Annotated in this window: 16 protein-coding genes; 14 read left to right on the top strand and 2 right to left on the bottom strand. The window is 42.8% G+C overall.

All coding sequences use genetic code 11. The annotated features are described in order from the left end of the window. Window positions 1–25: 25 nt before the first annotated feature. The 8 genes from DRB05_RS06425 to DRB05_RS06390 all read left to right on the top strand — a co-directional run bounded on the left by DRB05_RS06425 (window position 26) and on the right by DRB05_RS06390 (window position 7180). A complete protein-coding gene (locus DRB05_RS06425) occupies window positions 26–910 on the top strand; it encodes a cation diffusion facilitator family transporter (protein ID WP_128726197.1) in 885 nt (294 codons plus the stop codon). 107 nt (window positions 911–1017) lie between these two features. Next, window positions 1018–1536: a hypothetical protein gene (locus DRB05_RS06420; protein ID WP_128726196.1), complete on the top strand. Its 519-nt coding sequence runs from the start codon at window positions 1018–1020 to the stop codon at window positions 1534–1536. Window positions 1537–1550: 14 nt separating this feature from the next. Beyond that, window positions 1551–2162: a superoxide dismutase gene (locus tag DRB05_RS06415; protein ID WP_128726195.1), complete on the top strand. Its 612-nt coding sequence runs from the start codon at window positions 1551–1553 to the stop codon at window positions 2160–2162. Between the two features lie 143 nt (window positions 2163–2305). After that, window positions 2306–3664 (top strand): AlkA N-terminal domain-containing protein, encoded by a 1359-nt coding sequence (locus tag DRB05_RS06410; RefSeq protein WP_128726257.1) that lies wholly within the window; start codon window positions 2306–2308, stop codon window positions 3662–3664. Beyond that, complete coding sequence (locus DRB05_RS06405) at window positions 3661–4122, top strand: methylated-DNA--[protein]-cysteine S-methyltransferase (protein ID WP_128726194.1); 462 nt, start codon at window positions 3661–3663, stop codon at window positions 4120–4122. The genes DRB05_RS06410 and DRB05_RS06405 overlap by 4 nt, the downstream gene beginning before the upstream one ends. Before the next feature lie 122 nt (window positions 4123–4244). After that, entirely contained in the window at window positions 4245–4970 is a 726-nt protein-coding gene (locus DRB05_RS06400) for an amino acid ABC transporter substrate-binding protein (RefSeq protein ID WP_128726193.1), read from the top strand. Between the two features lie 56 nt (window positions 4971–5026). Next, window positions 5027–5605, top strand: a complete 579-nt coding sequence (locus DRB05_RS06395) for a thymidine kinase (RefSeq protein ID WP_128726192.1) — start codon at window positions 5027–5029, stop codon at window positions 5603–5605. Between the two features lie 180 nt (window positions 5606–5785). Continuing rightward, window positions 5786–7180, top strand: a complete 1395-nt coding sequence (locus tag DRB05_RS06390; RefSeq protein WP_128726191.1) for an ATP-binding protein — start codon at window positions 5786–5788, stop codon at window positions 7178–7180. Window positions 7181–7308: 128 nt separating this feature from the next. On the opposite strand, the gene DRB05_RS06385 is transcribed toward DRB05_RS06390, so the two are convergent. Next, on the bottom strand, window positions 7309–10173 hold the full coding sequence (locus DRB05_RS06385; protein ID WP_128726190.1) for a pitrilysin family protein: 2865 nt from the start codon (window positions 10171–10173) through the stop codon (window positions 7309–7311). Between the two features lie 343 nt (window positions 10174–10516). Here DRB05_RS06385 and DRB05_RS06380 point away from each other — a divergent pair, with 343 nt between their 5' ends. From DRB05_RS06380 to DRB05_RS06355, 6 genes are all read left to right on the top strand, one after another. Further along, complete coding sequence (locus DRB05_RS06380; RefSeq protein WP_128726189.1) at window positions 10517–11773, top strand: HlyD family efflux transporter periplasmic adaptor subunit; 1257 nt, start codon at window positions 10517–10519, stop codon at window positions 11771–11773. A gap of 14 nt (window positions 11774–11787) precedes the next feature. Continuing rightward, on the top strand, window positions 11788–12510 hold the full coding sequence (locus tag DRB05_RS06375) for an ABC transporter ATP-binding protein (protein WP_099030642.1): 723 nt from the start codon (window positions 11788–11790) through the stop codon (window positions 12508–12510). A 3-nt stretch (window positions 12511–12513) separates the two neighbouring features. Further along, complete coding sequence (locus DRB05_RS06370) at window positions 12514–13827, top strand: ABC transporter permease (RefSeq protein WP_128726188.1); 1314 nt, start codon at window positions 12514–12516, stop codon at window positions 13825–13827. A gap of 10 nt (window positions 13828–13837) precedes the next feature. Then, complete coding sequence (locus DRB05_RS06365; protein WP_128726187.1) at window positions 13838–15040, top strand: FtsX-like permease family protein; 1203 nt, start codon at window positions 13838–13840, stop codon at window positions 15038–15040. Window positions 15041–15137: 97 nt separating this feature from the next. Next, complete coding sequence (locus tag DRB05_RS06360) at window positions 15138–16478, top strand: sigma-54 dependent transcriptional regulator (RefSeq protein WP_128726186.1); 1341 nt, start codon at window positions 15138–15140, stop codon at window positions 16476–16478. Window positions 16479–16486: 8 nt separating this feature from the next. Continuing rightward, on the top strand, window positions 16487–17776 hold the full coding sequence (locus tag DRB05_RS06355) for an ATP-binding protein (RefSeq protein ID WP_128726185.1): 1290 nt from the start codon (window positions 16487–16489) through the stop codon (window positions 17774–17776). Between the two features lie 40 nt (window positions 17777–17816). On the opposite strand, the gene DRB05_RS06350 is transcribed toward DRB05_RS06355, so the two are convergent. Further along, complete coding sequence (locus tag DRB05_RS06350) at window positions 17817–18461, bottom strand: 2OG-Fe(II) oxygenase (protein WP_128726184.1); 645 nt, start codon at window positions 18459–18461, stop codon at window positions 17817–17819. Window positions 18462–18512: the final 51 nt, after the last annotated feature.

Raw genomic sequence — 18512 nt, 5'->3', positions numbered from 1 at the left:
TTCGAGTCAGTAAATAGGAGTGAGTATGTCTCACGCACATCATCACCATCATGGAAACAAGCTCGGTTGGGCCGTATTTGTTAATATTCTACTGAGTGTCGCACAGGTCGTTGGTGGCATTCTCTCAGGCAGTCTCTCTTTGGTTGCTGATGCGTTACATAATTTAAGTGACGCAGGTGCGCTTATTATCGCGTTAGTTGCGCAAAAAATTGCAAGAAAGCCGGCCTCACTCGAACTCACTTATGGCTACCAACGTGCTGAAATAGTCGGGGCGTTAATTAATAGCGCGACACTCATTGTAGTTGGGATTTATCTGCTATTTGAGGCGATTTCTCGATTTTTAAACCCCGAACCAATTGATGGTTGGATAGTGGTGTGGCTCGCAGCCTTGGCGTTAGTTATCGACGTTATCACAGCGCTTATTACTTATTCTGCTGGTGCAAAAACCAGCCTAAATATTCGTGCGGCGTTTATTCACAATGTTTCCGATGCTGCGGCTTCCGTTGCGGTGATCGTGGCTGGAACATTAATCATCTTATATCAATGGTATGTGGTGGATCTTATTGCTACCGTGTTGATCTCCGCGTACGTGATTTTCCATGGCGTCGAACTGAGTAAAAGTAGTATTAGAATTCTCATGCAGGCAACGCCAGATAATGTCAATATTCAAGAGATTAAGGAATACCTTGAGACTCAAGAGAATGTTAAGACGGTAAGTCATATTCATGTATGGCAGCTCAATGAACATGAACATATTTTAGAGGCGCAAGTTGTCATTATGTCTTTGAGCGACCAAAGCACGCTCGCGCGGTTAAAAGCGGGTTTACAGTCGCGGTTTGGATTGTCGCATACCACACTTGAATTAACCGAGGAATCTTTGGTAACCCACCAGTGTGTAGAAATTAACTAAATACAAATGAAAATGGTTTGCATTAATGTTTTTGTGATCGTATAGTGCCTTAATAGCTCATACTGGTTTGCTTGCATAAGTAAGCCAGTTCGGTAAGAGGGTAAAATATGAAAAATCGCATGGACCTTAGTGCAAACCACTTAGCAAGTGGAGTTTGCACGTTATCTTCAGTGTTGTCACCTTGGCAAGCTAAAATACTCTCAGGTAATCAAGCATATCAAGCGCAAATATTTCTGCGTGCACGTGACGAATATCAGGTTGCATTGACACTCGCGACAGGTATTTTAGATGAGTTTTTATTATGCCAAAAAGACAGTGTCGTGATGAATGCCATAGAGCACAGTTTACCTGCCGTCGTCGTATCCGCGCATAATCTAGCCGACACCTTTATTGCGCTTGACCAACCAAATAGGGCGTGCCAGCAACTTATCGCAATCCATCTTAAAATACATGCAACCTACCTTGAATATAACAACGAACTTGCACCTATCGTCTTACATCATTTGCATAAAACTCGACAAGAGTTGATTCATTTTGCAACACGTTATCCTCATTTACCCGAGCTTATTCATCAAATTAACGAAGCGATGCAGGTAACACATCTGCATTCTCGCGTTTTACATTAACATTTGGAGGTCGAATGGCTTATACCTTACCTGAGTTACCGTACGCATATGATGCATTAGAACCGCATATCGACGCGAAGACGATGGAGATCCATCATACTTTGCATCATCAGACATATATAAATAAAGCAAACGCAGCGTTAGAGGGGACGGAGTTCGCAGGTAAAGACACCGAAACGTTGCTGAGAAACATTAAAACGTTACCTGAAAATTTACAAAAAGCAGTGCAAGAACATGTCGGCGGGCACAATAACCATAGTTTGTTCTGGCAAATTATGACTCCAAATTATGCGCCTTTATGTGATGGGCCGTTAAAACAAGCGATAGAAAGTGAGCTCGGTGGTTTTGATAGCTTTAAAACTGAATTTACAAACGCTGCCGTCAGTCGATTTGGCAGTGGTTGGGCATGGTTAGTTGTGGATGAAAATGGCAAGTTAGCGGTGACGAGTAGTCTCAACCAAGACAGCCCCTATATGGATCAGCACACCCCAATAATAGGTTTAGATGTGTGGGAACATGCCTATTACCTCAAGTATCAGAATCGTCGACCAGAATACATCGCCGCTTTTTACAATGTCATCAATTGGTCTGAAGTCGAGCGAAGATATAATCAAGCAATAGGTTAGTACTTTTCTTATTTCCTCAGTTAGTTAAGCCCCTTAGTGGGCTTTTTTCATTAATACCGCAAACATGGTTGAGTACCAAAAATGGCTAGTTTGCTATAGTGATAGCGATTAGACTGAGTGAAAACGAAGTACGAGCGAAAGTCATGTACACACCAGAAATTTGTTCTCAAGCTAGAAATAGTCGTGATGCTAGATTTGATGGGTTGTTTTTTGTTGCAGTCAAGAGCACCGGCATCTATTGTCGGCCAATATGCCCAGCACCTGCTGCAAAAGAAGAGAATGTAGAGTATTTTCAATTTGCCCACAATGCTGCGCAAGCAGGCTTTAGGCCTTGTATTCGCTGTCGCCCTGACAGCGCACCGGGCAGTTATGCATGGCTTGGCACGGAAACAACCGCAGTCAGAGCCAAAAAGTTAATCGATGAGGGTGCTTTAATACAGCACTCGACAGAAGACTTAGCCGATAGGTTAGGTATTTCGGTCCGTTACTTAAATAAAGTATTCAATCAATATTTTGGTACGAGCCCCAAACAATATGCACTTTATAAGCAATGTGACTTAGCTAAGCAACTATTACAGCAAAGTGATCTTGCTGTCACACAAATTGCGTTTGCCGCCGGGTTTAACTCATTGCGACGCTTTAATGATGCATTCCAGAAGCTGTATCAGTTATCACCAAGTCAACTCAGAAAAAATGAGGGTAATGGCTCAGCCATTGCGATTTACTTGTCCTATCGACCGCCGTACAACTGGGGAAAAATGCAGCAGTTTTTGGCGCTGAGAATTGTGCCAGGTATCGAGTGGTTAACAGAATATAGCTATGGGCGAACCGTGATGATACAAGGTGAAACAGGGCGCTTCAGCGCGACTATCGAGCCTGAAAACCATCGCTTTAAAGTGGATATCGTGCTCTGCGATTTATCTTTGTTAGTTCCGATGATTGCACAGATAAGACGTGTGTTAGATTTAGATGCGGACACCTGCTTTATTGAGTCCCATCTTCGTGAAGCCGCGCCTGGCTTGCCGCTACAAGAAGGGCTTAGATTACCCGGGATCTGGAGTGAGTTTGAAGCGGGAATGAGAGCTATTTTGGGCCAACAAATCAGTGTTCAAGCAGCGAGAAACTTACTTGCTTTATTGGTTGAAACACTTGGTGAGGCAGCCGAAAATGGTATGCGTTACTTCCCCAAACCCAAAGCCGTATTTGATAGTGATCTTGCCTTTTTCAAAATGCCGGCGCGGCGGAAAGCGGCTATTAAAGCTTTTGCTGAGCAATACGTTGGTTCGGAACATGTTGAGCTTGATAGTTGGCTGAATATTAAAGGTATAGGTCCGTGGACTGTCGATTATGCAAAAATGCGCGGATTGAGTCATCCAGACATTTACTTGGGGGGGGATCTAGGGGTCAAAAAAGCAATGGAAAAATCCTTAACAGCAATAAATATCGAAAAATGTGCCCCATTCCGTTCTTATTTAACTTTTCAACTATGGCAACAATTATGATTGAAACTACATTAGCCTCCCCCACTGGAGAGTGGATAATACAAGCCTCCAATGATGGTTTACGATATGTCGGATTCTTTCCAAAAACACGCTACGGGCAAGGGGAAAATCTCCATACAGAAATGGCAAAAAAACAGTTAACTGAATATTTTGCTGGTAAACGTCAATGCTTTGATGTGGCGCTCGATGTCGATGGTACACACTTTCAAAAGCAAGTCTGGCAGGTGTTGGCACAAGTACCATTTGGTGAAACGCATAGCTATGGCTGGATAGCTGAGCGCTTAGGTAACAAAAATGCCGTCCGTGCTGTTGGCGCTGCGAACGGCAAAAATCCAATTAGTATCATCGTGCCTTGTCATCGCATTATTGGTGCAAATGGAAAGCTAACAGGATATGCTGGTGGACTTGAAGCGAAAGAGTGGTTGTTGCAACACGAGGGAGTGAGCTTCAAAAAATAGAGTATACTTGAAAGAACAACGAGTTTTAGTAGTCAATCGTTGTTCTTTCGATGGTTTGATGTTTGGAGTGAGAGTTGAGACTGCTATTTATCGCCTTTTACGTTTTTGCTTCGTGGGCCAGTATGGCGGCAGAGATTCGCTTTTGTTATGAAGATAAACATGCTCCACCCTTTATCCATGGGGCAGGACAAACTGTGCCATTGGAAAATCCAGGTGTTACGATCCAAATCGTACAACAGCTAGATCTGCATGTGAAAGAGGTGAACTTCACATACACCCGAAAGCCATGGAGTCGTTGTTTACATGAGTTGGAAAATGGCAAAGTGGATGCTGTAGTTGCAAGCCATCGTGAATCTAGAGAGTCGCTGATGGCATACCCAAAAAACTCTGATGGCACTATCGCGCAGCAATATGCAATTAATCGGATCAGCACTTGTTTGCTCAAAAGTAAAACGAGTAAAGCAACATTAAACCTGAACACAGAAATAGAACTCGCAGTCCCTCGTGGCTATGCTATTCGCGAAAGTATGCCCGAGCATTTTTCCATATTCGAAACTGACTCGTTAGAGCATGCTATTGCACTGGTTGAAAATGAATTACTTGATGCAACTATTGGCCTTTGCCAAATTGGTAATATGCCAATCACATTATCGCCCCCCTTTAACCACTTAGAAGCGGTTTTTCCTCCGTTGGAAACGTCGTTTGGTTTTATGGCATTTTCAGAACAGTTTTATCAGCAGCACCCTGAGTTAAGCTGGAAAGTGTGGCGTGCAAGTCAGCTTATTAGCCTCGACACCTTATATAGTGAGTATTTGCGTTCACAACCTAGCCAAATGGATAAGCAATAGATCTTTTAATCGTTAGCCAGTAAACTAGCGCGAATTTTTATTTCGAAATATCTATTATGGCCCAGCTTTATTTTTACTATTCGGCAATGAATGCCGGTAAATCTACGACTTTATTGCAGTCGGCATTTAACTACCGAGAGCGAGGCATGCGCCCGTTTATTATCACCGCTGCAATTGATAACCGTGCTGGTGTGGGCAAAGTAGCGTCTCGTATCGGCTTAGAAGCTGAGGCGCAAGTTTTTGAAAGCCAAACCGATGTGAAAGCATTACTGATGTCTGCTCATACCGAGAATAAAATTGATTGTGTATTGGTGGATGAGTGCCAGTTTCTAACAAAAGCTCAAGTCGCAGAGCTGACGGATATCGTCGATGAGCTGCGGATCCCGGTATTATGCTATGGTCTTAGAACCGATTTTCGTGGTGAGCTGTTTGAAGGCTCGCAATATTTACTGGCTTGGGCAGATAAATTGATTGAGCTAAAAACTATCTGTCACTGTGGTCGTAAAGCAAACCGAGTACTTCGCACCGATGAGCACGGTAAAGCTATCGCAGACGGTGATCAGGTTGTGATCGGTGGTAACGATAGATATGTTTCTCTTTGTAGAAAACACTATAAAGATGCGCTAAACGCTTAAGCGAATTCAAACCTAGTGTGCTGTTAAGAGCGATCTCTCTACAGTACACATTGTTTCCAATAACACTCAGCTTTCTTGTCTTATCATAGTGCTAAACCCAGATCCTTTTCGATGCGAATAACTTGGTAAATTAGAGGATATGTACCATTCTTAAAGCATAGGATTGAAGGTACAATTTTCATGAGCCAGCAGCCACTATCATTTTTGAACGTTTCAGAGCCAGATGAGCAAAACCTAGACGAGTCTACATCTCCGTGGGTAGTATTAATTGTAGATGATGAGCCAGAAGTGCACGAGGTGACTAAACTTGTGTTATCAGCTTATCGGTTTGAATTAAAACCGCTCGAACTAGTTCATGCCTATAGCAAAAAAGAAGCGATTGATATTCTAAACCATCGAAATGATGTTGCACTAATCTTGCTCGACGTCATTATGGAAAGCGAAGAAGCGGGTTTAGAGTGTGCCCAATACGTACGTGAAGAACTTGGAAATCATAAGGTGAGAATCGTACTTCGCACAGGCCAGCCAGGCAGTGTGCCAGAGCATGAGGTCATGCTTAGGTATGATATTAATGATTATAAAAATAAAACGGAACTCACTAAATCCCGCCTATTCTCCATGCTAACCAGCTCTCTTCGCTCTTACCGAGATTTAAATCGGCTTGAACTGCTAACCAACGAATTAACTAATCTCAATGAGGGGTTAGAAGAAAAGGTCAAGCAGCGTACCCGCGAACTTGAATTGTCTAATGAAGCTTTACGAGACGCATACAACCGTATTGCTGAGCAGCAGCAAGCCTTAATCCAATCAGAAAAACTCGCGTCGGTAGGGCAGTTTGCAGCAGGTGTTGCGCATGAAATTAATAACCCACTAGCGTACTTAAAAAGTAACTTAGAGTTTGTACAAAGCTCTCTAGTTAAGTCGTATCGAGCTTGGCAGTTTTTGGTAAATAATTCGCAGCTTTCTTTGGAATGTGCAAAATCACTGAGTGAATTGGAAAAAGAGTATCAACTGAATTGGGCTCTGAGTGAAAGTGATGATGTGATGGCTGAAATGCACTCGGGACTCGACAGAATTCAATTGATTGTTAAAGAGCTGAGTGTGTTTTTTGAAAGTAATCAAACCCAGTTTCAGCAAGTGGAGTTTTATTCTCAAATTATGGACTCGGTAATGATTAATTTGGAGTTAGATGGTACAAATTTGAGCCTTATTGAATTTGAAAAAGGAGAGCGATTTGAAATTCATTGTGCCCCAGCACTTTTAGAACACAGTATTTATTGCCTTATAAAGAATGCGTTAGAAAGTTCGGGTAGGGTGCGTAAGGCGATTAAAATCACCACGAAAGTTGAAGATCAAACGCTCGCGATTGATATCTTTGATTATGGTGAAGGGATTGCGGACAGGCTGGTACATAAAGTATTCGACCCTTTTTATACCACTAAAGCCTCAGAAAAACACGTGGGACTTGGGCTGACAATTGCATCTAACATTATTAAGTCTCACGGTGGAGAATTATCTTTAACGTCAGTGATTGGTAACGGCACCAAAGCAACCATCACTTTACCCTTAATCTAATTGCTAGTGCACTCTCTCTACTTTACCTTGATGCTAAAGTTAGCATGATAAGTGCTATCAGGGCTTACTCTGAGCTCACACTTATCATACTTTATTACTTTGTTCTTTTACTTAAATATATACCGAGGTTAATTGAGCCTTATTACTTCGCCAAGTCCTAGCGCCGTTAGGCGATTAGCTTGGGTTTTTGCATCTCCAACCACGATGTATATTAGTTTATTCGGATGAATATACTGCTTGGCAAGTCCCTTCATGTCTTCAACTCCCAGTCTTTCGATTTGTTCGTTGCGTTGCTGCATAAAGTTGTTTGCCAAATTCAGAGCCCCAATTTGTTCAAGTACTTTAACTTTTGCCGTTAAGGTTTCAAAGCGTCTGGCATTACTTTTTAAATAGTAATTTTTTGTCGTTGTTAAATCGGCTGAAGTGTATGTGTTTCCGTACTCTTCAACGATCTGTTTTACTAACTCCAGAGACTCCAAAGTGACATTGCTTCGCACGTTAGATTTTATTTCAAACATTGAAGAGTATGGTGTAGCGTCAAATTTTGAGCGTATATGATAGGTATAACCTTTGTCTGCTCTTACATCCTGAACAAGGCGAGAAGAAAACCCGCCGCCGCCAAGGATATAATTCATCGCTGTCGCATTAAAGTAGTCGGTGTGGTCTGCTTTAAGTGACGGATGAGCAATGAGTAATGTCGATTGCTTTGCCTGCGGAATATCATAAAAATATACTGCTGCAGAATTAAGTGCGTTTGGCTCAGGTAAAAGAGGAACTGTTGCTTTTGATGCGGGCCAGTTTTCAATTAGTTGTTCAAGAGACTTTTGAATATCAGCATGTCTGACAGCACCTGCTACATATAATTTTGCCAATTGTGGGGCGATATTTTTTTGGTGGTAGGTTTTTAGGTCATCAATGGTTATCTTCGAGATACTTTCCTCTGTGCCCAGAGTATTATTTGCTAACGGGTGATGTTTTGGATACGTAAGCTTGTATAGCTCTTTTTGGGCAATGGCTTCGGGATCTGCTGATGATTGTTGTAGTTGTCCGGTAACTGTTTGTTTAGCGAGTTCAAATTCAGTTAAATCCCACCTCGGTTGTGTCAGTATTTCACCAATTAATGCCATTGTGGCATCATAATTACGTGCCAGAGTACTTGCTTTTAGCACTATTTGCTCGCGCTCTGCTGTTACTGTGATAGTTGAGCCTAGCTGTCTAATCTCATTGTTTAACTCTTCAGCTGATTTTGTTGCTGTCCCTCTGGTCAACATATTTGCAACTAAGTTAGCTGTGCCATTTTTATCTGGCGACTCTAGTAACAATGCACCATCGATAGTAAGTTTTATTTCAACCAATGGCACTTCGTCACTGTATAACGAAAAGACTTCTAGTCCATTTTTTAACTGGGCTATTTTTACATCTGGCGTTGGTATTATCGGAGTTTTTCCAAACTCGGGTTCTATGGAACGATCAAAGCTAGATGGCGTTTTGCTAATTTGGAGAGGTTTGACTGTATCGAGTTTGCTGATATCTTCAAGGTTGATCTGCTCTTCTTTAATCACTGCCTTTTGGGCGGTGTCAACAGCGAGTTGTTTACTTCCTTTAGGTACAAAACTAGTTGAAACAAAAGGCTTGTTCTTTAGGTATGTATTATAAACACGCCAGATATCGTCTGCGCTGACTGCACGCATCAAGTCAATTTCTTTATTAATGTATCCAGGATCATTTAGCAGCAAATTGTAATCGGCAAGCGCGACGCCTTTATTTACAACACTTGATAGATTCCGATAATACTCAGTTTCTATACCGACTTTTACCCGATGAAGATCGTCTTGTGAAAATGCTTCTGTTTCGAAGCGCTTTAGCCCTATTTCAACCGCTTGCTCAACTTGATCTAAATCGACACCGTCGTAGGCGGTAATCATCATGATCAACTCGCCAGCTAATTCAGAGCGGATATCAAGCAGCATTAAGCCGGAGCTTAATTTCTGCTTCTCAACGAGCTCATTGGTTACAGGCGCTTGGTTGCCATCAGTTAACAGCTTAATTAGCACATCCATTGCATAGCTATCTGGATGAAAACGCGGCATAGAAGGCCATGCTTGTGTTAATTGAGGAACTTGCGCAAAACTATCTTCATGATAGCGTTTTTTGCTGCTCGTCAACACGATAGGTTGCTTCGGTTGGGGTGAAACTTCCGGTCCTCTTGGAATATCGTTAAAATATTTTTCGACCCAAGCTTTTGCCTGAGTACTATCAAAGTCTCCAGAAATCACTAACGTAACATTATTCGGTCCATACCACCGTTTATAGAAGTCTTTGACGTCTTCGACAGAAGCGCTAGCTAGATCCTCAAGAGAGCCTAGTGGTAGCCAGTTGTAGGGATGATCGGCTGGATACAAGTTTTTTGTAATTACATCAAATACATGACCGTAAGGTTGGTTAGTGACGCGCTGGCGTTTTTCGTTCTTTACTACTTCTTTTTCTTGTTGTAGAACAGGGGGGGTTACGGTGTTGATGAAATAGCCTAGTTTATCGGCCTCTGCCCAAATCATCTTCTCCAGTGCATCATTGGGTACCGTTTGCATGTAATTCGTGATATCTCGGTTAGTTGAGCCGTTTGCACCAGAGCCACCCACTCGAGCACTTAACTTGTCTAGCCCACCTTTACCTAAATTTTCAGACTCTAAAAATAATAAATGCTCGAATAAGTGAGCAAATCCAGTTTTGCCTACCTTTTCACGTGCTGAGCCAACATGTGCCGCGAGTGTGACCGCAACGACCGGATCGGACTTATCAATATGAAAAACAACATCTAAGCCATTATCTAAAGTGAACTTCTCAAAATCCACGTGAAAAGACGAGTTGGCATGCTCAGGGACTTCGGTTGCTGGCTGAACTGTAATATCTTGTTTTTGGAGATTAGAAGTAGAACATCCTGAAAGAGTGAACAAACTTGCCGTGATAGCAAGAGCAAGTGGTTTAACGTTCATTAACTTACCTTTTAATTATTATTTCCTGTTAATTTAAACAGTTGCGGAGCTGTTGTCCATAAATAAGGGAATATTCCTTCGTACCAGTTTCCGACATTCTTATGTGTCCGAACCGGACACTTTTTCCGTCCGCGGACACATTTTATCCTCTTATAAAATGAAATAAATCAATAATATCAAAAGTTTATGTTTTGGCATAAAGTTCGCCTCTCTTTCTGCATACAAACTAATAAAGAAGATACGTTATGTGGTTAAGTACTGCTTTTTTAATTTCACCCTTGATGATGTTGGCTGTAGCAACGGTCGTAGCGGTATTTGACTCGTTAATTCGAGGAGAATCATTATGATTAAAGACACAAGCGGACAAGACGAAGTGCTCCAAACTGGTAAATCCAAAAAGAAGCTTGGTCTTGTAATAGCGGGTGTTGTCATTATTGCAGCGCTTAGCGCACAAGTCGTGTTGGGTGGACCCAATGCTAGTAGCTCCGTGGCCAAAGATAGAGTGCAAATTGCAGCTGTGACTTTCGGCGAGTTTACCCGCGATATTGCCGCCACAGGTTTTGTGGTTGCTGCAAATGCACCACAAATTTACAGTCCGGAGCAGGGTTATGTCTCTTTACAGGTTAAAGCGGGTGATAGCGTGACTCAAGGTGAAGTGCTAGCAACGGTCAAAAGTCCAACTTTAACCAACCGGCTCCAACAAGAAGAAGCTGAGCTGCAAAGACTGAGTGGTGCGCTTGAAGGGAAGAAGTTGGATGTTAGACGTCAAAACTTGGCGTTAAATCGTTCCTTAGATCTTGCTCGCGTCGAACTATTAGCGGCAGATAGAGAAGACAGGCGAGCTCAGTTGTCTATTCAAAAAAACCTCATCAGCCAAATTGATTTAGAAGAAGCGCAAGACGACCTAGCGCGGGCAAAATTAAACTTCAATCATGCAGAGCAAGAAGTTGCGCTAGGCAAAGATACTTTGGCGTTTGAACTTAAATCTGTTGAGAATCAGCTTGAGCGGCAACGTTTAATTGTCGAGGAATTAAAACGTAAAGTTGCAAGTTTAGATGTGATTGCGCCAGTTTCAGGCATAGTCGGTAATTTATTAGTTGATCAAAATGCGCTTGTCAATGCTAACCAAGGGTTGATGAAACTCGTTGACTTAAGTGCTTATGAAGCCGAGCTGCAGGTTCCTGAAAGTTATGCGGCAGAGCTTGGGCTCGGGATGGCTGTCGAGCTTAGGATTGGCAACCAAAATATTTCTGGCGTGTTATCTGCGATTTCTCCAGAAGTAAATAACCGTGAAGTCACCACTCGAGTACGCTTTTCGGACGAAAACATTGATGGCATTAGACAAAACCAACGTTTGTCTGCTCGGATTTTACTAGAGCACAAAGAAAACACCTTAATGGTCAAACGTGGCGCTTTTATGAGTGAAGGTGGACACATTGCTTACAAAATAAGTGGTGATATCGCTGAGCGAATTGAGATCACTACCGGTACCGCAAGCATCAGTGAAGTTGAAGTGCTTAATGGTTTAAAGCAAGGCGATCAAATCATCATCAGTAGTTACGACGCATTCGAACGTGCGCCCAGTATCTTATTAAGATAAGAAGGAAAATAATAATGTTAGTTATGAATAATATCGGCAAGGTATACCAAACTGATATGGTGCAAACGCACGCGCTCAGAGACTTTAACCTGCAAGTAAATGAAGGAGAGTTTATCGCGGTAACAGGCCCTTCAGGCTCAGGTAAAACGACCTTCTTAAATATCGCAGGGATGCTAGAAGGGTACTCTAGTGGTCAATATATGCTAGATGGAATCGATGTTGGTAAGCTTAACGACAATCAAAGAGCTGATCTGCGAAATCAGAAAATCGGTTTTATTTTCCAAGGCTTTAACCTTATCCCAGATTTAAACTTGTACGAAAATGTTGAAGTGCCACTACGCTATCGTGGTATCAAGGCGGCTGAGCGCAAGCGCAGAATTGAAAACTGCCTCGAACAAGTTGGCCTTGCTGGCCGCGCAAAACATTTGCCACAACAGTTGTCCGGCGGACAGCAGCAGCGTGTGGCTATTGCAAGAGCACTTGCTGGTGAGCCACGATTCTTACTCGCCGATGAACCAACGGGGAATTTAGACAGTTTAATGGCGCGTCAGGTGATGGAATTACTAGAACAAATTAACCGTGATGGCGCAACCATAGTCATGGTTACCCATGATCCGGAGCTTGCAAGGCGTACACCAAGAAATATCCAAATTGTAGATGGACAGGTTGCAGATTTTACTTTGTATCAAGGTAAAGGTGCGGCTTCACAAGCGTTGAAATCTCAGGTAGGAGCGTAAGTTATGTTTGCCCATTACCTTGATTTAGCTTGGCGTAGCCTAAAAGCCACGCCACTTGCGACTAGCCTAATGGCGCTGGCTATTGCCATTGGCATTGGCGTCACTATGGTGAGTTTGTCTGTGTATCACATGATGTCCGCCGATCCAATTCCAAGCAAAAGTAGCAAACTCTATGCTGTACAGCTACAAGCGATGGATGAGGGACAAACCTATCATTCAGCTGATGATATTCCCTTTCAGCTGACATTTTTAGATGCGAAAAACCTGTATCAAACGCTAACCATCGACAAAAAAGTCGCGATGTTTAAATCTGGTTTTGCGGTTCATGTAAACAACCCCGAAGTGAGCCCCATGTTGCAAACGACACGGCTAATCACTCGAGAGTTTTTCGCCATGTTTGAGCTGAATTTTTTGTATGGTGGAGTGTGGAGCCAAAGCCAAGCAGACAATGCTGCACCAGTGACTGTTATTGACGAAACTATCGCACAAAAGTTATTTGGCCGCAGTGATGTGGTGGGAGAAAGTATTTATTTAGCGCAGCGAAGATATCAAGTCGTAGGGGTAACTAGAGAGTGGCAGCCAAACGTTAAAATGTATGACTTAAACAATGGCGCGTTTGCTGATGCCGAGCGTATCTTCATTCCCTTCAGTCATGCGGCAGCTTATGAGATTGATACTTGGGGAAATACAAACGGTTGGAAGCGCGAAGAGATTAACAACTTCACAGACAAAATGAATTCAGAAATGCTTTGGACTCAGTTTTGGGTTGAATTAGAGAATGAAAAAGAGCAACAAGCGTTAGCAACACAACTGGATAATTACATCCAAACCCAACAAGATTTGGGAAGATTTAACCGTCAAACACGAGAATTTTCACTTCGAAATGTCACTGAATGGCTTGAGTACAATAATGTAGTTAGTGAAGATAACAAAGTCATGATTGGTTTAAGTTTTATGTTCCTTGCTGTTTGCTTAGCCAATATTCTTGGATTGTTACTTGCGAAATTTCTTAAACGTGCCCCTGATGTCGGCGTAAGAAGAGCACTTGGCGCAAGTAAAACGCAAGTGTTTTACCAACACTTGGTTGAAGTGGCGTTGCTTGGTTTTATGGGGGGAGCGATAGGGATAGTTTTTGCTCAGTTTGGCTTATGGGGGATCCGTAAAACTAGCCATGTCTACGAAAGCCTTGCAACGATGGATGTCGCTATGCTGTTAGCTGCGCCGAGCATTGCTATTGTGACTTGTATTCTTGCAGGGCTTTACCCAGCTTGGATAGTGTGTAAAACATCACCAGCAACTTACTTAAAGGTGCAATAAGGAGAGTCCCATGTTGGAATTAAAACCCATTATCAATGCGCTATTGCGCTCTAAAGTTGGTGCCATACTTGCCATCCTACAACTTGCCTTGACGTTGGCAATTGTCAGTAATTCGCTGTCCATTATTAGTGAGCGCGTCACCTATCTCAATAAGCCAACAGGCTATCCAGAAGAGTCGATAATTACCTTCAGTGTCATGTCGTTTGACGACAAGATAGATGCAAATCAGCAGCTTATCGTTGATGAGAGAATACTAAACAGTATCCCTGGTGTTATAGAAGCTGTGGGAGTGAGCTCGGTTCCCCTTTCAGGAGGAGGTAGCAATTCTGGATTCAGTTTAACCCCTGAAGACGATAGTAAACATACCAATGCGGGCCATTTATACGCTAATGAGCAAGTGATCCGCACCTTGGGCGTAAAATTGATAGAAGGCCGTGATTTCACATCTGGTGATGTCTTGATCTCAAGCGAATATGCTAAGCAACCCGATGTTGTTATCGCCAGTAAGGCTTTTGCGGACGAGATATTTGGTGAGGGGAAAGGACTGGGCGAAACGATTTATTATGGTGGCGGTCCGTTAAAAGTTGTTGGGATTGTTGAGCGTATGACTAATGCTTGGCCGCGTTTTAACAATGCTGATCGCTTAATTATTTTTCCCATGGTGAATGCGAATGGATTTCAAGATTTCTTAGTTCGTACTGATCCTAGTCTGCGTGACGAAGTAATGAAAAAAATAGAGGCGGCGCTGCTTCAAGAAAACCCTAGTCGTGTGATCACTGGCATTAAAGGGCTTGATGAAGTTAAGGAAAGGTACAATTCGAAAGATATACTGATGTTGAGAATGTTGCTTGTACTCATTAGTGCACTGATAGCAGTAACTGCGCTGGGAATATTTGGTCTTACTCAGTTTAATATCAGTAAACGTACCAAGCAGATTGGTACTCGTAGAGCCCTAGGCGCGCGTAAATCAGCAATTGTTCGTTACTTTGTGGTTGAAAACCTCATTGTTTGTGCAATTGGCTTAGTACTTGGTACGGTGGCTACGATTTTCTTAGGACAAAAGCTGATGTCTTTGTACTCAGTGCCGCCACTAGAAGTAAGCTATATTTTAATAACGGCGCTTGGGCTTATCATGCTCTGTATCGCGTCAGTTATTTTTCCTGCTAAGAAGGCGGCGAACATTTCACCGAGTATCGCAACAAGAAGTGTATGACCCTTATGCCAGTAAGCAACCTAGTTGGCATTACTTTAACTTGCGTTGTTTAAGTTGTGCTAGTATGGGCAACATGTAATAACAAGAATAAAATCATATGGATAAAATCTTAATTGTGGATGATAACCCTGCAGTGCTTGATGCACTGTCATTGTTACTAGAGCTGCATGATTATCAAGTAGTTACCGCGAGCTCACCGTTAGAAGCAATTAAAGTGGTGTCGTTTCAGCAAATAGCACTTGTTATCCAAGATATGAACTTTAGTGCAGACACCACCTCAGGAGAGGAGGGAGCTGCGCTATTTCACCAATTGAAAGCACTAAATGCAAAACTCCCTATTATCTTATTAACGGCTTGGACTGAGCTCACCACGGCGGTTGAACTGGTAAAAGCCGGAGCGGCAGACTATCTAGCTAAGCCTTGGGACGACCAAAAGTTACTCACGACGATTGCAAATCTCGTTGCGCTTGGCGAGGCACATAAGCAAGTGGCAAACTTTGAACGGGCTGAACAAGAACGCCAACAGTTTAATCAAGGGGCGGATTTATGCGGGGTTGTGTATAAATCTGTGGCTATGCAGCGAGTCATAGATATGGCGCTGCAAGTTGCCAAATCTGATGTGTCAGTATTAATAACCGGTCCAAATGGTAGCGGTAAAGAAAAAATCGCGGAGATCATTCAGGCGAACTCACCACTAAAAAACCAACCCTTTGTCAAAGTGAATGCAGGCGCGCTCCCAAGTGACTTAATCGAAGCTGAGTTATTTGGTGCTGAGAGCGGTGCTTATACCGGTGCGAATAAGCAGCGGATTGGCCGCTTTGAAGCCGCTGATAACGGCACGTTATTTTTGGATGAGATTGGCAATTTACCTCTCCCTGAGCAAACGAAGTTGCTACGTGTTTTGCAAAGTGGCGAGTTTGAGCGGTTGGGGTCAGTCGAGACAAAAAAAGTCTCGGTTCGTGTCATCTCAGCAACGAACGCGGATCTGCTAGCGGATATTCGAGGGGGGAAATTCCGTGAGGATCTATATTATCGCTTAAATGTTATCGAGCTAAACTTACCCGCGTTGTCACAGCGAGTGGATGATATTTTACCTTTGGTTGCACATTTTTTACCTGCAAGAGTACTTACATCGGATGCTCAGCAAGCATTATCTCAACACCTTTGGCCTGGCAATGTACGGGAGCTCGAAAATGCCTGTAAACGGGCGGCGGTATTGAATCCTGATGGCGAACTCAGTGCGAAGGATTTTGGTCTTGATGTGCAGGCAAATACAGCACAAGTTAGCGTATCACAAACCATACGAGAACCCAGTAAAGAAGAATTGGAGCAGGCGCTAAAGACTCATCTGGGCGTGATTGCGAAAGTAGCACGACATTTCAACATGAGTAGACAAGCGCTTTATCGTCGCTTGCAAAAGTTTGGCATTGAATATTAAGGACAATAATGACGACCTCGCAGCAACATGCATTGATCATTGCCATCAGTATTATTATTGGCCTTATTCCTTTATGGTTCTTACTCGATGATCGCAGCGGTTTCATTGTAATAGTATTGGGTTCCGTCAGTGTTGCGCTTGTGCTGTATAAACTATTTATGCGTGAAAACAAAGCGGGATGGGAGGCATTAGAAGTCGGCTTGATGAACTTTAAGGATGGGGAGTTTTCTACGTCCATTACCTATAACGCTAATAATGAACTCGGTCGACTGTGTCAGCTATTCAATGAAACAGCAAAGCAGTTGCGAGATAAGAAACAATGGATTTATCAGCGTGAGTTGATGCTAGATAAAGTGCTTGAGTCTTCACCTCAGGTACTTTTACTCGTCAACTCACAGGGTGTGGTGGTATTTGCCAACAATAGTGCTAAAACTTTTTTTAACTGTGAGTATCGCTTGGAAGGTGAGTGTTTTAGTAAGTTAATATCTGAAGTCCCCGATGAACTTCAGCAAGCTGTAAGCAACCAACTTGATGGCTTGTTCTCGATACAAAACAGCAGTGGTGAGTCGCAAATGTGGCATCTCGCCAATGGGGAGCTCTTGCTCAACAACCACTTTCACAAATTATATATTTTTAAACAGTTCACACGAGAGTTGAGCCGCCAAGAAGTGCAGGTTTGGAAGAAAGTGATCCGCATCATTAGCCATGAGTTAAACAACTCGTTAGGGCCTATTTCATCTATGCTGCACAGCGGGCAGATCTTGGCTGAACGCGCGGATGAGCCTAGACTAAGTCGAGTCTTTGCGACGATAGAAGAGCGTATTGTGCATCTTAGCGAGTTTGTTCAGGGCTATGGTAAGTTTGCTAAACTTCCGCTGCCAAACATTGAACCTGTGGATTTGCAGGTTTTGTGTGAGCGGCTGCAAAGCCATTGGTCATTCCAGTATCAGCTTAATCAAAAGCAATTACAGGCGGACACGACACAGTTAGAGCAGTTACTCATTAATTTGATTAAGAATGCAATCGAGTCTGGCTCACAGAGTGATGAAATCTGCGTCCAATCAGAGCAGCGCAACGACGAGGTTTATATTTGGGTGCTCGATAGAGGTGAAGGCATGAGTGACTCTGTGATGGCAAGCGCCTTAATTCCATTTTACTCTACTAAAGCGTCAGGAACAGGGCTTGGTTTAGCGCTGTGCAGAGAAATTGTTGAAGCACACAACGGCCAGATCAGCCTCTATAATCGCGAAGGTAAAGGCTTGTGCGTCGAAATTCGGTTACCGAACAAATTATCCTGAGTTTAACTCAGGATAATTAACTTAAGACTGAGCTCATCAATTATTTTGGTGGATCAATCGAATGGTTAATGCTGGCATTAACCCTAAACCATCCTGCAATTGAATAGCGCTTTTCGTTGGCAACTAGTACTTCATGAGGAAATTCATCACTTAAAAAGGTAACTAGTGTGCCATAACTTGGCAGTACCGTTGTGAGTATCTCCTCGTGATTATCGGGATTATAAACAACTAGCTCGCCGCCATTGTCTGACGCCCATGACTGATTTAAGTACAATACCGTGGTCAAAATACGGTTGGTTCTTCCCTTAAAGGCGTCAATATGCTTTTTGTAAAACGCCCCTGGTGGATAAATGGCAAAGTGGCTTTCATAGCTAAAAAGTCCCATAAACAGCCGTCTGTTTAAATAGGCTTTTAGCTCGCCCATGTAGTTGAGCCAAACAGATTCCAACTCATTGCTGCTATCTAGCCAGTGAATTTTATCTCTGCGAATTTTCTTATTTTGCTCGTGAGAGGCTAAACGACCAATGCCAGCTTGCTTAAAATCATCATTGCTTAGCTCTGCTATTCTCAATTCCAACTTGGATAAAATGTCGGGACTGACGAAATTTGGCAAAATACTAATACCTGTGGTTTGTAAGTCCTGAGCTAATTTCTCGAACGGAAATTCTAAGTCTAAATCTAACAATAGCGGCGCCTCTAAAAAAGGTCTTTTTACCGCTTTGTTTGGTACCGATCC

Source organism: Pseudoalteromonas sp. A757, from assembly GCF_004103285.1.
GTDB lineage: Bacteria > Pseudomonadota > Gammaproteobacteria > Enterobacterales > Alteromonadaceae > Pseudoalteromonas > Pseudoalteromonas galatheae.
The sequence above is the reverse complement of the archived record's forward strand: the minus strand, read 5'-3'. Positions and strand labels throughout refer to the sequence as shown.